Consider the following 15,148-nt stretch of genomic DNA (forward strand, 5'->3'; position numbering starts at 1 on the left):
AACCGGGTTTTTCACCCAGATACGCGCCCCAAGCAGTCAATTTCAATAAAAACCCGGTTTCTTGAGTCTCAGAGTAGGGAACACCAGAAACCGGGTTTTTCACCCAGATACGCGCCCCAAGCAGTCAATTTCAATAAAAACCCGGTTTCTTGAGTCTCAGAGTAGAAAGTATTTAAGTCGGTTTGATATAAAATGGTGATGGCAATCGGTGCGATCGCACATTCATGAAAAAAATCATATTATTTACTTTATATCTAATTCCTGTCTTCTTATTAATCGGATTTGTAGCGAATTTTAGCGTTAACGTTCCCGTTGATGACGAGTGGAGGTTAGCTAGCCTTTTTGAAAAAATAGCTCAGGGAAATGTAACTTTTAACGATTTTTGGGCTTTGCACAGCAACCACCGCATACTTTTCCCTAAAATAATTATTGCGGTGCTGGCTTTTGCTTCCCGATGGAATATTAATTATCAGTTGTGTTTCAGCATAGGTTTGGCTGCGATAACTTTTATCGCTATGTACAAGTTATCCTCAATGCAAGTTAAGAATGTTGCGGATGATTTGTGGCATTTAGCTAATATTTTAACTTGTATTTTGCTTTTCTCTCTAGTTCAGCACGAAAACTGGCTTTGGGGATTTCAATTAGCGTGGTTTTTCGTAAATTTGTGTTTTGTCGCTGCGGTTTATGCGCTGGTTTTAAATCACAAATTATTGCCTAATATTAGAATCTCTATTGCTGCTGTATTCTGCTTTGTTGCGAGTTTTTCGCTGGCTCAAGGTTTGTTGTCTTGGTTGGCTGCGATTCCGGCTGTGGTGGCTTTGGAGGGAAATGCGGTACAAAAAAGAAAAAGATTGATTCTATGGATATTGCTGTTTGTAGCAACTTGTGCTGTTTACTCAATTGATTATCATCCGACTCGCAAAGCAAGTATTATTTCATTGTTGAATAAGCCGTTTGTGGTGATTGATTACTTTTTGAGTCTGTTGGGTTCGCCAATTGTGCGATCGCCGGGAATTTCAGCATTAGTTGGATTGCTAATATTTGCAACTTTCTTATTTCTGGGATTCCACTTTGGGAGAAAGATTACCGAGCATCGTGAGGCTTTACCTTGGCTGTCAATAGGTTTGTTTTCGGTTTTATCGGCTCTGTTTATTACGGCTGGTAGGGCAGAATTTGGGGCAATTCACGCGATCGAGTCGTCGAGATATACGACTAATTCGATTTTGCTGTTAATTGCTGTGGTTCAGCTAGGTCAATTGTTTGCCAGAGGCAAGAGTGCGGCGCTAAAGCGCAACTACAAACTTGTTTATCGGGTGTTGGCTGGGCTGTTAATTGGGATAATTATTGTTAACTCCCAGCAGGCGATCGCCCAAACTATATCTGCAATTATTTACAAACAAGGTGCTCAAGATTGTTTGCAGTTAATTAACTATCTGGAACCCTCGGATTTTTTTAATAATTCGCCGGAAAGCTGTTTGAGGGTGCTGAGCAAAAAAACTTGGCTGGTGAGAGAAGGCGCTGCAATTATTGACAAAATAGGTTGGAGAAAGTTCGCGAAAAATGTAGAGTTTATTTCTAATACGGAGAAAGTTTACGGTTATTTAGACAAACCTCAAACTAGCGATAAATCCTTGGCTGTTAAACCAAATGATGCTGTCAAGGCTGCTGGTTGGGCGGTTTGGCCAGAAAAATTGCAACAGCCGAACATTGTACTGCTATCTGTGGGCGACAAAAAATCTTTTTTTGCTAACGCTTATGTAAATTTGGACAGTCCCGACATCGCTAAGAGTTTAAAATCTGATTTGTACAACAATGCAAGGTGGGCTGTTGATTTGTCGGATAATAATTTGCCGATCGCCCAAACAGGAATTAAAGCTTGGGTGTATAATCCTGTTGACAACCAGTTTGTCCAGTTGCGCGGAGGATGAGGAGTGAAAATTTCTGTGATTATACCAGCCCACAATGAGGAGGGCTGTTTGTACGGTACTGTGCGGGCGATCGCCCAGACGCTGGATTTAGAAGGCATTCCGCACGAAATTTTGATTGTGAATGACAATAGTGTCGATCGAACTATTGATATTTGCCAGGAGTTGTCAGAGACTTTTGGCACAGTTAGATACATCAACAATCAACCTCCCAACGGTTTCGGATTTGCCGTGCGCCGGGGATTGGCGGAATTTGACGGAGATGCTGCGGCAATTGTGATGGCGGATGCTTCCGACGATCCGATGGATTTGGTAGCAGGATACCGCAAGTTGCAAGAAGGATATGATTGCGTTTTCGGTTCCCGCTTTATCAAAGGTGGCTTTATAGTTGATTATCCAATTCACAAGTTAGCAATTAACCGCTTAGCAAACTGGTTTGTCAAAAGTATTTTCGGCTTGCGGTACAGCGATGTCACCAATGCTTTTAAAATTTACCGCAGAGAAGTAATTGAAGGCGTACAACCGATTTTGAGCCATCATTTTAATTTGACAGTGGAACTGCCTTTAAAAGCAATTGTTCGGGGTTTTTCCTATACGGTAATTCCTCTGAGGTGGTACAATCGGACTGCTGGTATTTCTAAGCTTAAAATCAAAGAGATGGGCAGTCGATATTTGTTTATTGTCTTGTATGTATGGCTCGAAAAACATCTGTCTCGCGGCGACTACCACCGGACTAGAAAGATAGCAAAATTAAAAGTCAATGCCTGAGAGAATTTTAATTGTGGGCGGGGCGGGTTTTATCGGCAGTTGTTTGGCAATTGGCCTGAAGAAACTGCACCCGGAATGGCAAATAATTTGTTTAGATAACCTGCGTCGCCGGGGTTCAGAATTGAATCTGCCTCGGCTTAAAAGTTGGGGGATTCAGTTTGTTTACGGGGATATTCGCACAGCGGCAGATTTAGATCCAGTTGCACTGAATGCTGACTGCATTATAGATTGTGCTGCGGAGCCTTCTGTGCTGGCTGGTTTTAGTTCGCCTCAGTACGTTTTGCAGACGAATTTACTGGGCACTGTGAATGTTTTGGAGTTGGCGAGACAAACGGGTGCGAGTTTGCTGTTTTTGTCTACGAGTCGGGTTTATCCGATCGCCAGTGTCAAATCTGTTAAGCTGCTGGAATTGCCGAATAGATTTGCGATCGCCCCTGAGCAAACTTTACCCGGTATATCCGAGTTAGGCATATCAGAAGACTTCCCATTAAAAGGACACCGTTCGCTTTACGGAGCAACTAAATTAGCTTCGGAATTGCTGATTGAGGAATACAGGGAAGCATACAATGTACCCGCAATTATTAACCGCTGCGGGTTAATTACCGGTGCTTGGCAAATGGGTAAAGTCGATCAGGGAGTTTGCGGTTTGTGGGTGGCGGCTCACTATTTTCAAAAGTCGCTGAGTTATATCGGTTTTGGCGGCAGCGGGAAGCAAGTTAGGGATTTGCTGCACGTTGAAGATTTGTTGAGGTTAGTTAATTATCAGTTAGAAAATTTTGCTAAATTTGATGGCGAAGTTTTTAATGTAGGCGGCGGTTTTAGCAACAGTCTTTCTTTGGTTGAGACAACTGATTTGTGCCAAAAGATTACGGGTAAATCGATTTCAATTAATCCTGTTTTGGAGGAACGTGCGGGGGATATTCCGATTTTTATTACTGATTCTTCTAGGGTGATGGAGAAAACTGGATGGCAGCCTGTTATTGGGCCGGAAGCTGCTTTGCAGGATATATGTGATTGGATTGCTGCTAATGAGGTGGTGTTAAGTTCGATTTTGTAGGGATTTTTGAACCGCAGATGTAGGGAGATAAACGCGGATCAACGCAGATGTATCTCTCTGCCTGTATACGACTGGGAATGCCTCTCAAGAGTCTCTGCCTCTATTGTTTTGTTTCGATGCTTTAATAAACATTTGACCTCCCAAAAATAGCCACAAAAAAGGCAATTTCAAGTAAACTTTTAAAAGCCAGGGCGATGCTGGTCTGCCTTTGGTTGAAAATGGCAAAAATCTGGGTATAATTAGGTCAATTTCAAAGCCGACGGTTTGTAAAAGTTCTTGCAGCGATAAGTGGGTAATCGGTAATTGATGATCTATAAAGTCGTAATACTCTTTGAAAGAATATTTAAAATTGGGTTGGACAACTAACAGAGAACCCCCTGGCTTAAGCGCCTCAAAGCAAAATGAAATAATTTGGATGAGTTCTTCTTTATTGCGGAGATGTTCAAAAAAGTTAGAGATAAATATGCGGTCAAATTCTTCGCTAAAATCAGGTTTATCGCCACAATTAAACACATCAATATTAAGCACATTCACATCAGCGTTAGCAAACAACTTTGAATCGGGATTAAGATCAATTAAATATTTTTTTTTAGCCCGAATTTGATTTATAAACTCGCAGTAACCGCCGCCTATATCTAAAACCGCTGATTCGGGAGGAACATAATCTTGTAAGAAGTCGTCAATTAAAACTTTCCATAGTGCCACCTTGGCTTGCAGTTGTCGGGAATCAAATCGATTGGCATACAATTTTTTGAGATATGCGTCGGCTTTCATAGTAAAATAGCAAAGACTGAGTATGAGTTTATCACTTTGACAGCTAACTATGAATGTTATATCTACCGAAATACCGGAAGTTCTGATAATTGAGCCGAAAATTTTTGGAGACGAGCGCGGTTTCTTTTTTGAGAGTTTCAATCACAAAGCTTTTGTCGAAAAAACAGGCGTGACAGCCGAATTTGTGCAAGACAATCATTCCAAATCCTCTAAAAATGTGCTGCGAGGTTTGCACTACCAAATGCAGCAGCCTCAAGGGAAATTGCTGCGGGTAGTTGCTGGCGAAATATTTGATGTAGCAGTGGATATTAGAAAAAGTTCGCCGACTTTTGGGCAGTGGGTTGGGTGTTTGCTTAGTTCAGAAAATAAACGGCAATTTTGGGTGCCGGCGGGATTTGCTCACGGTTTTTTAGTGGTTTCCGAGACGGCTGAAGTTTTGTACAAAACTACAGATTATTACGCACCGGCACACGAGCGGTGTATCCTGTGGAATGACCCCGATTTGGCGATCGACTGGCCGCTAGATGGTGCCCAACCAATCTTATCAGCTAAAGACCAAGCTGGACAAACCTTCAAAAAAGCTGAAGTTTTTTAACAATGAAAATTTTACTCGCAGGTGGCAGCGGACAGCTAGCTCAAGAATTGCAGCCGATTTTATTATCTTCGGGAGAGGTAATTGCGGTCGATCGCACTCGCCTCGATTTATCCCAACCCGAAAGCATCCGTCAGGCAATGACTGAAATTCTACCGGATTTAGTCGTCAATGCGGGTGCTTACACTGCGGTAGACAAAGCGGAAAGCGAACCAGAATTAGCACACGCAGTCAACGGTATTGCACCCGGAATTCTTGCAGAAGAATGCGAAAAACAGGGAGCAACTTTGATTCACTTTTCCACTGATTATGTATTTGACGGCAGCCACGGTTCTGCTTATTTGGAAACAGATTCTACGAACCCGCTGGGAAGTTACGGCAAGTCGAAATTAGCAGGCGAGGAAGCAATTCGGAAAGCGGGGAACCGACATATTATTATTAGAACCGCGTGGGTTTACGGCAACGGTGGCAAAGGTAATTTTGTCAAAACCATGCTGAGGTTGGGAAAGGAAAGAGAAGAAATTCGAGTAGTAGCAGATCAGATCGGAAGTCCTACTTGGACTCTGGATTTAAGTGCGGCGACTTCGCAAATTATTCCTCTCCTCGGGCCAGAAACTTTTGGGACTTACCAGTACACTAATAGCGGTGTTTGTAGTTGGTACGATTTTGCGATCGCCATTTTTGAGGAAGCAGCCAAACTCGGCCTTCCCCTAAAAGTTCAGCGCGTAATTCCCATCACCACCGCCGAATATCCGACACCCGCAAAACGTCCGGCTTTTTCAGTTCTCTCTACGGTAAAAATATCAGCACTTCTGGGTACGCATCCTCCGCACTGGCGGCAAGGGCTCAGAAAAATGCTGGCAAGAGAAGTGAAATGAAAAATTGAGTGTAAAGTAGCCAGAAACCGGGTTTTTTCACAAACTACTTGGTTCAAACCCTCGATCGAGTAAAAAACCCGGTTTCTTTAATCCCAGCGCGTACAACTTAGCCCAAATCGATTAAAAATATCGCAATTTCCCAATCCATGAAAATCAAGCAACAATATATTTTAATTGCCGCCTCAGTTCTCGGCATCCTAATACCAGCTTCATATATTTTGTACTTGATATCGCAAGCGGGAGACTTGTCTAATTTTGATTATTGGTGGATGACGTGGAATTTTTATTCAGTAGACGGTTTCTCTACAAATCCTTTTAATTGGATATTTCGGGCCAACGAGCATTTTGTCTTGATTCCGGCAATTATTTATGGCTTGAATATAGCTGTCACCCAAGGTTCAAATATTGGTTTGTGTTTAGTTGCCTGGTTCTTGGCTTGGATTCAGTGCCACGTATTAATTGCTCTGCTGCCGTTAAATTTGAGGCGTTTTCCGCTGCAATTTATCTCGCTACTCCTTTGCATTTCTATTTTTAATTTTACTCCGGCCGCCGCTCACAATTGGATGCGGGGATTCAGCGGCGTTCACTGGATAATTGCTAATTTATTTGTGATTTGTTCGATATATTGTTTGCAATCCTATGTGACAGATTTATTAAAGAAAAGGGAGGCAGAGCCTGGTAACGAGTTGGTAGGGGCGGTGCCCCCGTGCCCGCCCCCGCATTTACAAAATAAGTGGGTAATTGGCAGCATTATTTTTGGCGTTTTAGGCTGTATTAGTTACAGCACTCCTTTAGGTTTGTGGCCGATATTGTGTGCTGCTGCGGTTGTGCTGCGGTTTCCCAGGCGAATAACTTATTTGTATTTCATTGCTTCGATTGCAGTGATGGGGATTTATTTTTTAACTTATAAAACTCCATCTCATCACCCTTCTTTAACTAAAATTAACCCGCTCAAAACTCTCGAATATATTCCCACTTATCTCGGCGGTATTTTTAGCGAAAATATTATTGTTGCTTCAATTATTGGTATAATTGGTTTGATTGCAGCGACGGGTTTTGTGGGTTATTGGCTATTTATAAAAAAGGTCGATCGCCCGGACTGGCTGCCTTGGCTATCAATCCAACTTTACACGCTGCAAACGGCGTTAATGGCCGCTGTCAGTCGATCGGGATTTGGAGTCGAACAGGCCACCGCTTCCCGCTACGCCACACTCCCAGCCTTGTTTTGGATGAGCACAATTGTCCTCACAGTGTTGTGGGTGCGGGAGTTGCAGCCAACACCCAGAATTCAACGGCGTTGGCTGACACCGCTGTTTGCAGTCGCCACAGTCGCGGTTATTTTAATGTACGGGGTGGGAGGCGAAACTGCAATGGCGATCGCCCGCAGAGCAACCTATCAACCGTTAGTAGCATTATCACTGCAACTAGGCATCACCGACGTAACCCTAATTAAAGACCGCGTAGGCAACAAACCCGCCGCTTTTGTCGGCTTAATCGACGCCTTAAAAACTAACAACTTAGTGCCATTTAACCGAGACATCAAAAAACACAATTTTTGTGCAGCATTAGACACAAAACTCGACGCAAATTTACTGTCCGCGCCCAAAGACGGAGTACCCGGATATTTTGATACAGTAACTAAACTCGCACCCGCCGCCTCCAGAGTAATTGGCTGGGTAGGAGACCCCGAAAACAATGTAAAATGTATTGCCATTCTCAACCAAGAAAATATCGTTCGAGGTTTTGCCATGTCAGGATTTCCCCGCCCAGATTTAGTTAAATTATTTGGCCCTTCCTACGAATTCGCAGCTTGGAGAGGATACATTCAAACATCACCAACAGATAAACTATTGACAGCCTATGCCTCCTTTAAAAACCGCAAAGGTTGGGTAGCCTTGCGAAACTCCCAAGTGATCGATAAAAACTAAAAAATCTCTCTTTCTCCTCCTCTGCGCCCTCTGCGCCCTCTGCGGTTAATAATAAAAATCTCATTAACAACAAAAATGAAATAGAATATCCCTATGCCAAAACACCTCAGCTTCGTAATCCCAGTTCACAACGAAGAAGCCACCCTAAAATTGCTGTTTGACAAAATCAAAATTGTCATGTTCCAAACAGAAATTGACAGTTACGAAGTCATCTTCATAGATGACGGTAGCCGCGATTATTCCTGGCAAGAAATCACAGATTTAGCCAGCAAACATCCCAAACTAATTAAAGCAATTAAAATGCGCCGCAACTTTGGCAAATCCGCCGCGCTTTCAGCAGGATTTCGCAATGCAGCAGGGACAATTATCTTTACTCTTGATGCCGATTTGCAGGACGACCCCGCTGAAATCCCCAAATTTTTACATCATTTAGAATCGGGATTTGATTTAGTTTCCGGTTGGCGAAAACAGCGGAACGACCCGCTTTCTAAAACTTTACCTTCCAAGCTGTTTAATGCCGTTGCGTGTTTGCTGACTGGCGTGAAAATGCACGATATGAATTGCGGTTTTAAAGCTTACCGTAGAGAAGTTTTGCAGTCGATTAAATTGTACGGGGAATTGCACCGATACATTCCAGCTTTAGCAAACAATTTAGGGTTTAGAATTGGCGAAGTAGTTGTCGAACATCATCCGCGCAAGCACGGAAAATCGAATTACGGCTGGGAACGTTATGCGCGGGGTTTTATTGATTTGTTGACGGTGTTAGCCACGACGCAGTATTTGCACAAGCCGGGTCATTTGTTTGGGGGTTTGGGATTGTGTTTTGGCTTAGTTGGAACTGTTTCGCTGAGTTATTTGATAGTTATTTGGTTTCTGAATTTGGCGGGGATGAATTTTGGGCCGATCGGCAATCGACCTTTGTTATTTTTTGGGATTTTGTGTACAATTCTGTCGGTGCAGTTGATTTCTTTGGGAATTTTAGCTGAGTTGATGGCGCGGAATGTGGATGCTGATTATGTGGACAAGCAAATTAGCGAAATTATTGATGATTCTGGTTTTGATATTTAACCGCAGATTAAGGCGGATCAACGCTGACTAACGCAGATAAATCGGATGTTGAAATTGCTTATAGACAAGCAAAGTCTGTGTCGGCCGACTAAGATAAAAGTCATATTTGGATTTAACAAGTTTTACCAATTACCTATTAGCAATTACCTATTATATCATGTCCGGTCGAGCGACCGCGATTTTTGTAGGGGCCCGTGAGCCCACAATATCTGCCCACAATCTCCCATCTCAAAAACCCGCCCCGACCGGGATATTATGGTTAATCGTGAGGACATGATATTACCTAATTTTATACAGTATCCATTTGCCTTGTTTGTCGGCGATTTCCCCTTGAATATTTGGATGCCAGTCAGTACGAGTCAGGATATAATCGGCATGATAGTTTTTGGCTACTTTGACTAAATCCGCACTGCTGCGGCGGATGAAAAAGTCATTTCCTCCCCAAATCATTTGCGGGTTTAAGGGAACCCCTAAAACAGCTTCCATGCGATTTTGCCATTCTTTGATGCCTTTTTCGGTAAAGGGGAAGTTTTTGAAGTTGACGACAATCGCCCTTTCGGAGAAAAACTGGAAGCTGGTAACTGAGGGTGGAATTAATACGAGTGAATCGGGGCTGCTACTTTGCGAAAATCGCACAGCTAATTTGCTTAAGTCGTCTCTGGGAACGGCATTGATATTAACTCTTGTTTGAAATACATTTAATATAGGTTTGGGCAGAATTCCTGCTACTCCAAAAACTAAGGTGGCGGTAGTTATTAAGGCTAATGTGTGAGTTACAGTCTGTTTGATAGATGTAGCTAGGGATGTTTTTTCTAAAATGAATGGGAAGGCGAGGATTGAGAAAAAGATTGGGATGCTAATTATTCGATCGCCAATTATTTCCCATGAATCAGCCAGCGGATATATCAAGCTGAAAATTACCGTTAGTGCTGCTAAAATCCACAACAATATATTATATCGTTTGGGAAATAAGTAATTTTTTGTCTGCCAAACTGATAATCCTAAAAAAAGGATGCCCCTAAAAGGTAAAGTTAGTACAGCTAACAGCAACAAGCTAATAGGTATTTGTTTTTCTCGGTAAAGTTGCTCGACAGTCAAAGCAACAGCAATAAATATAATTAGTTGAGCAAAAGGTACAGTTCTTGCTAACTGTAGTTTGGCGATAAAAGCCACAGGATAAACTTCGACAAATACGAAATTGAGAAATAGTCCAAAAATTGATGTGCCAACAATTACCGAAAAATTAATCTTGTCTTCTTTTGGCAATAAATCGGAGTTTTTGATGCACAGCAAGCCACCAATTATGAAACATATAAAGTTGAACCAATTCCCGACATCCCAATTTGACGGGAGGATGTGGTGGGGGTTGCGGACTTTTGCGTGAATGTAGACAAAATCGGCGTTGTCGATAGTGTGAGTGCTGGTAGTACCTGTTAATAGCATCGGTACGTAAACGATACTTGCCATTGCTGCTAAAAGTGCGATCGCCAAAATCAATGTTTTGAACTTCCGCTGTTTTACAGATTGAATTACCAAAACGGGAACCATCATCAATCCCGGCAACAAACCAACTAAAAATTGCAGCAAACAACCCAGCCCAAAAAAGAAATATCCCGTCAGCCATTTCTGGCGCAAACTAAAGTAAATTCCCCAGATTGCGAAACCCATTGCGAAGGTACTGGGTACTGATTTGGTGGAAAATATCAGCGTGTTACCAACATCTGTAAATGAAGCGGCTATACATAAAAAAGCCATCGCTGCGGCAGGCAGTTTTGAATTAGTATAAATATTGATAATTGCGTAGCAAGCTAGGATAAATGAACCGAAGGCTAGGAATTGATAAATAAAGTGCGCTATGGGAATGCTGGTTCCTATTTGGGCGAGTAAATAGATGATATAATAATAGTAATATCTCGGATTAAACTTAACCATTTCCTGAACGTAATAGTCATTTTTATATAGTTCAGGATTTAACATAAATTGAATTGGTGGCACTTCCGGGAAATTGCCTCCAATGGGGAAAATATAGCCAGTGGCCATCAGGGAGCCGATGATGGCAAAAGTATATAGAGATAGATTAAAATACCAGTGGGATTTTTGATGTTTCTGCATTGACGGTTCAATTTACCTACTGACACCTAAATTGTTAATCTCCAGTTGGCATTGGTTTGTTAAATCCTGTTTGCTGCTACTCAATACCTCAAGCAGCAGATAAATCGGATTTTTGCCCTCAACTAATAGATTTAAGGCGAGATCACTTTTGTGACCGTAAGCCATCTCTGCTGAGTCTATTAATTTACCTTGCTTGTCCCACAAAGTCAAGCGCAGGGCAACTCCCGGACATTGTTTGTTAGGTAAATTGAGTTTGCCGGTAACTTTTACTTTGTCTGAGATGGAACCTAAATACAGAAAAGATGTATCTAGTTTATTGCTGTTTTTAATTGGATGAGTTACAATATTATATAGGTTATCCGATTCTTGACTGACTGAATAATTGGCACTTGTGTAGATTGATTGATGCAAACTAATCCAATCTAACTGCGTGCCCGGTCGATCGACTATTTGCCGCTGCATCGCCTCCAGAGTCCTAACTGCCGTTGCTGTATCAGTCGGCCGCATCCTCCGGTAAACGCTGACAGTCACGCCGTTTTCTAGTTTAAACTGTTCAGGTAGCAATTGGAAATCGCGGGCAATTTCCCAGTTTTGAGTAAAGGCATCGTACACAACTTTAACAACATCTTGTTCGTGCGATCGCAAAACTTGTTCGTCAGTCGGTAACACCTGCTGAAAAGGTACAGCAACCACCGCATATTGTGCCTGCAACAACTCCGGTAGCGGGTAAGTATCGCGCGAGTCAATTTGCGGCCTCCCGATTGTATTTAATCTCCACCAACCCTCCGGCGGGTTTAATTTTCGGTTGGCTTGTCTGAGGATATTAGCATTAAAACTGTTAGAAGCACCGGCAATAAAAATTGGTTCTTCATTGGGTGCTAATTTTCGCAGAAACTCTACTAATTTTACAACTTCGTAGTAGTCCGATCGCACTAACGGCGGAAAATTACCCACAAACAGTCTTGGCAAATCAACCTTGAGAGGAATTAACCCGACTGCGGCATTCAAAACCAGGTACAAACCCGCCGCGCCCAGCATGAAATACCGGATTTTTCCCTTGAGTGTCAGCCAAGTTGTCCAGAAAAATGTGGATAGTCCCAAAAGTGCGATCGGTGTAATATGAATTGTATAGTGCAAGTAGCCGTAACGCAACACTAACAGCCATTCAATCAGCGACAAAACCCCAAACAACGAAACAAAAATAGCCGCCGCCGGAACCAGGATTCGGGTGAGAATTCCCGCCGAAAAACCAATCAGTACCAGCAGCCAAGTTCCCAAACCGTAAAAATCCGCATAACGAGTTAAAATATCATTTACAGGCAAACTCCAAGCAACATACAAATTGCGGTAGTCAACCGTCAGAGCACTGCGAGTAAAATCCCCCGCTACCAACATTAAAATAATCAAGCTAGTTACAGCTATCAAGCCCAATTTTACAGCGGATTCAAACAAATTTTTCCAACCTTTGTTTTGAATACTTTGAAATAGCAATCCTAAATGAGTTGTGGGATGGGCTTCTAGCCCGTCCCGGCTAAAAGCCGGAACCATGTTGATAACTGATTTGGGATTGCTATACTGTACTATAAACTCGATGAAAGCCTGTAAAGTTGCAGCACCAAAAAATGCGATCGCACTATAAGCAAAATGGCGCCGCAACAGAATCGCCGCCGCCAGCAAAAACCCAATTAACGGGATTTTCCACCAAGATTTCAGCTTAACATCCTGCAAATAAACCAAAATTGCCAAAGCTACAAACACACAGCCACCAGTATCCAAATATCCCCGCAGAGTCGGTATCCAACTCATCGGAATTAATAAACTCAGCAGCACAGTTGACCAAAACACCCGGCGGGGATAAACTGGAATTAGCTTTGCAGAAATTGCCCCCAGCAACAGGCGAAACGGCAGCACGTAAATCAGGGATACGCTGAGAATGTAACTCAGCCGAGACTCGCCAAATAACAAAATAAATGGCACTAACGGCAGAGAAATTAACAGGTTTTTTTCTTTAGATAGCGATTCTATAACTCCGCGCCATGCTTTATCTGGCGAGTCTCGAAATAAATTTGCCGTGTTGACTGTAGCGGTGTTGTAGCCCGCGTAATCCCACCAATAAAAAGTATGTTCGCTGGATACATAGATTGATGTTACTGCAACTGTTACGAGAACAAGTAAAAACAGAAAAAAACCATCAATTAGAAATTTTCGAGGCAACTTAAAAGAAACAAACTCAAATAATTCCATCAGTCTAGCAACCCTAAATCAATTGTATAGTCCTGGACGCACGGGTAGTCAGAAACCGGGTTTTTTTGCCAAAATATTGCATCAAAGCCTTTAATTTCGGTAAAAACCCGGTTTCTTTGGTATGGATGCGCGTCCAAGATTGTTACCTTGACGCACGGGTACTCAGAAACCGGGTTTTTTTGCCAAAATCTTGCATCAAAACTTTTAATTTCGGTAAAAACCCGGTTTCTTTGGTATTGATGCGCGTCCAAGATTGTTACCTTAAAACAGTACCTTGCAAAAAACCTTCCAACTTTTCTGCATATTGCAGATTGGCGATCGCACTTGGATGAAGGTCATGAGGTAAATTATTATTGGCAGGTATTTTCAAATCAACAGAAATATCCGCCGTAGCAATTCCCTCCTGACTTAACTCCTGCAACATCTTAGCAGAACCCGCATTAATTCCCGCCACCACTAACTTAACACCGTTAGCCTCAGCCACACGGTTAAATTCTTTAATAATTGCCTTAGAAACATCGTGACTTTTGTACAATCCCTCTTCAAATTGATTGTAATTCACCTCCAAAAAATGGCTTAATGCAGAAACCCGCATCAGCGGGAACTCGCGATATTCAAGTTTTGCCATTTTGTAGGTAAAATTATTTTCTCCATTCAGCCTAGCATCGGGCTGGAATAAAATACCGAGTTTATTCCAAGCAGCCATTTGCTTTCGTCTCGCCCTTAACAAAGTATTGCGGCGGTCGTGAAATCCCGCATAAGCAATCACCGCAATTTTGGGTTTATTTCGTTGTTTGAGTGCTGCTTTAAATTGAATCAACGAGTGCAGAGTGCCGTAGCCGTTAACGCCAAAATTAACTATTTCATACTTGGGTAATTTCTCTTGCAGCAACCAAGCATAAGTTTCGCTGTCATTCAATGACCAACCGTAGGTAAAGGAACAGCCAAAGAGCCAAATTTCCGGTTTTTTTGAGGATAAATTGTAAGTATTGAGGGGATGTGTTATTCTGAGACTATTATTGAGATGAGTTGCATTAAATGAGTAATTGCCGTTAAGTGTCACCTTGAATTTACCCGGCAAATGCTTGTAGCCGAGTTCCGAGTCTTTGGTAAAAAAGTTACCTTTGGGTTCGACGGCAACATCAACATTTTCTATTTGCCAGGGTTTGTATCCCGCAACTCGCAAGACAATTTCAGCGGTGGTGGTGGATAAAAAAATTGGAAAAATTAGATATGTTATTAATCTGAAAGCAACATTTTTAGCAATATTTTTTTCGCTCATTAACATAATATGAAACGTCAGCAAAAGTATAGTAAACTGCCATGCCAGTATTATCTAGTTCATGGCTCTAATTTAATTAGATTGAGCGCACCAATATCAGCAACGGGCTAGAAGCCCGTTCCACAAGAAATAAACTTGATTGTGGAACGGGCATCTAGCCCGTTAAGCGAGAATAGTGCCACATCTGAGTTTAAACCCACATCTTGCACCAATATCAGCAACGGGCTAGAAGCCCGTTCCACAAGAAATAAACTTGATTGTGGAACGGGCATCTTGCCCGTTAAGTGAGAATGGTATAGCATCTCAGTTTAAACTCACATCTTGCATAACTATCAGCAACGGGCTTGAAGCCCGTTCCACAAGAAACAAACTTGATTGTGGAACGGGCATCTTGCCCGTTAAGTGAGAATGGTATAGCATCTCAGTTTAAACTCATATCTTGCATAACTATCAGCAACGGGCTTGAAGCCCGTTCCACAAGAAAATCTACTCTTTGTGGAACGGGCTTCTAGCCCGTTCT

The 15,148-nt window shown here is 42.3% G+C and carries 12 protein-coding genes; 7 read left to right on the forward strand and 5 right to left on the reverse strand.

Annotated features, from left to right (window positions below; genetic code table 11):
- Positions 1-224: 224 nt before the first annotated feature.
- The 3 genes from QUA50_RS04425 to QUA50_RS04435 are packed head-to-tail and all read left to right on the forward strand — an operon-like array spanning position 225 to position 3,750.
- Positions 225-1,928, forward strand: coding sequence for a hypothetical protein (locus QUA50_RS04425; protein ID WP_333260471.1), 1,704 nt, complete (start codon positions 225-227; stop codon positions 1,926-1,928).
- Between the two features lie 3 nt (positions 1,929-1,931).
- Positions 1,932-2,693 (forward strand): glycosyltransferase family 2 protein, encoded by a 762-nt coding sequence (locus tag QUA50_RS04430; protein ID WP_333260468.1) that lies wholly within the window; start codon positions 1,932-1,934, stop codon positions 2,691-2,693.
- Entirely contained in the window at positions 2,686-3,750 is a 1,065-nt protein-coding gene (locus tag QUA50_RS04435) for an NAD-dependent epimerase/dehydratase family protein (RefSeq protein WP_333260466.1), read from the forward strand. The genes QUA50_RS04430 and QUA50_RS04435 overlap by 8 nt, the downstream gene beginning before the upstream one ends.
- A gap of 84 nt (positions 3,751-3,834) precedes the next feature.
- Here the strand turns inward: QUA50_RS04435 and QUA50_RS04440 are convergent, their stop codons facing one another.
- The gene (locus QUA50_RS04440) at positions 3,835-4,524 is read right to left on the reverse strand and encodes a methyltransferase domain-containing protein (RefSeq protein WP_333260463.1); all 690 of its coding nucleotides are present in this window, start codon (positions 4,522-4,524) and stop codon (positions 3,835-3,837) included.
- 49 nt (positions 4,525-4,573) lie between these two features.
- Between QUA50_RS04440 and rfbC the strand changes: the two genes are divergently transcribed.
- The 4 genes from rfbC to QUA50_RS04460 all read left to right on the forward strand — a co-directional run bounded on the left by rfbC (position 4,574) and on the right by QUA50_RS04460 (position 8,990).
- Complete coding sequence (gene rfbC, locus QUA50_RS04445) at positions 4,574-5,119, forward strand: dTDP-4-dehydrorhamnose 3,5-epimerase (RefSeq protein WP_333260460.1); 546 nt, start codon at positions 4,574-4,576, stop codon at positions 5,117-5,119.
- Between the two features lie 2 nt (positions 5,120-5,121).
- On the forward strand, positions 5,122-5,994 hold the full coding sequence (gene rfbD / locus QUA50_RS04450) for a dTDP-4-dehydrorhamnose reductase (protein WP_333260456.1): 873 nt from the start codon (positions 5,122-5,124) through the stop codon (positions 5,992-5,994).
- Between the two features lie 146 nt (positions 5,995-6,140).
- Complete coding sequence (locus tag QUA50_RS04455) at positions 6,141-7,922, forward strand: hypothetical protein (protein WP_333260453.1); 1,782 nt, start codon at positions 6,141-6,143, stop codon at positions 7,920-7,922.
- A gap of 93 nt (positions 7,923-8,015) precedes the next feature.
- Positions 8,016-8,990: a glycosyltransferase family 2 protein gene (locus QUA50_RS04460; protein WP_333260450.1), complete on the forward strand. Its 975-nt coding sequence runs from the start codon at positions 8,016-8,018 to the stop codon at positions 8,988-8,990.
- A 279-nt stretch (positions 8,991-9,269) separates the two neighbouring features.
- On the opposite strand, the gene QUA50_RS04465 is transcribed toward QUA50_RS04460, so the two are convergent.
- The 4 genes from QUA50_RS04465 to QUA50_RS04480 all read right to left on the reverse strand — a co-directional run bounded on the left by QUA50_RS04465 (position 9,270) and on the right by QUA50_RS04480 (position 14,900).
- Positions 9,270-11,102 (reverse strand): DUF6798 domain-containing protein, encoded by a 1,833-nt coding sequence (locus QUA50_RS04465; protein ID WP_333260448.1) that lies wholly within the window; start codon positions 11,100-11,102, stop codon positions 9,270-9,272.
- Between the two features lie 12 nt (positions 11,103-11,114).
- Positions 11,115-13,346: a hypothetical protein gene (locus QUA50_RS04470; protein ID WP_333260446.1), complete on the reverse strand. Its 2,232-nt coding sequence runs from the start codon at positions 13,344-13,346 to the stop codon at positions 11,115-11,117.
- Positions 13,347-13,602: 256 nt separating this feature from the next.
- The gene (locus QUA50_RS04475) at positions 13,603-14,628 is read right to left on the reverse strand and encodes an SGNH/GDSL hydrolase family protein (protein WP_333260442.1); all 1,026 of its coding nucleotides are present in this window, start codon (positions 14,626-14,628) and stop codon (positions 13,603-13,605) included.
- A gap of 107 nt (positions 14,629-14,735) precedes the next feature.
- A complete protein-coding gene (locus QUA50_RS04480) occupies positions 14,736-14,900 on the reverse strand; it encodes a hypothetical protein (RefSeq protein WP_333298506.1) in 165 nt (54 codons plus the stop codon).
- Positions 14,901-15,148: the final 248 nt, after the last annotated feature.

Source organism: Microcoleus sp. M2_D5 (assembly GCF_036701935.1).
GTDB lineage: Bacteria > Cyanobacteriota > Cyanobacteriia > Cyanobacteriales > Microcoleaceae > Microcoleus.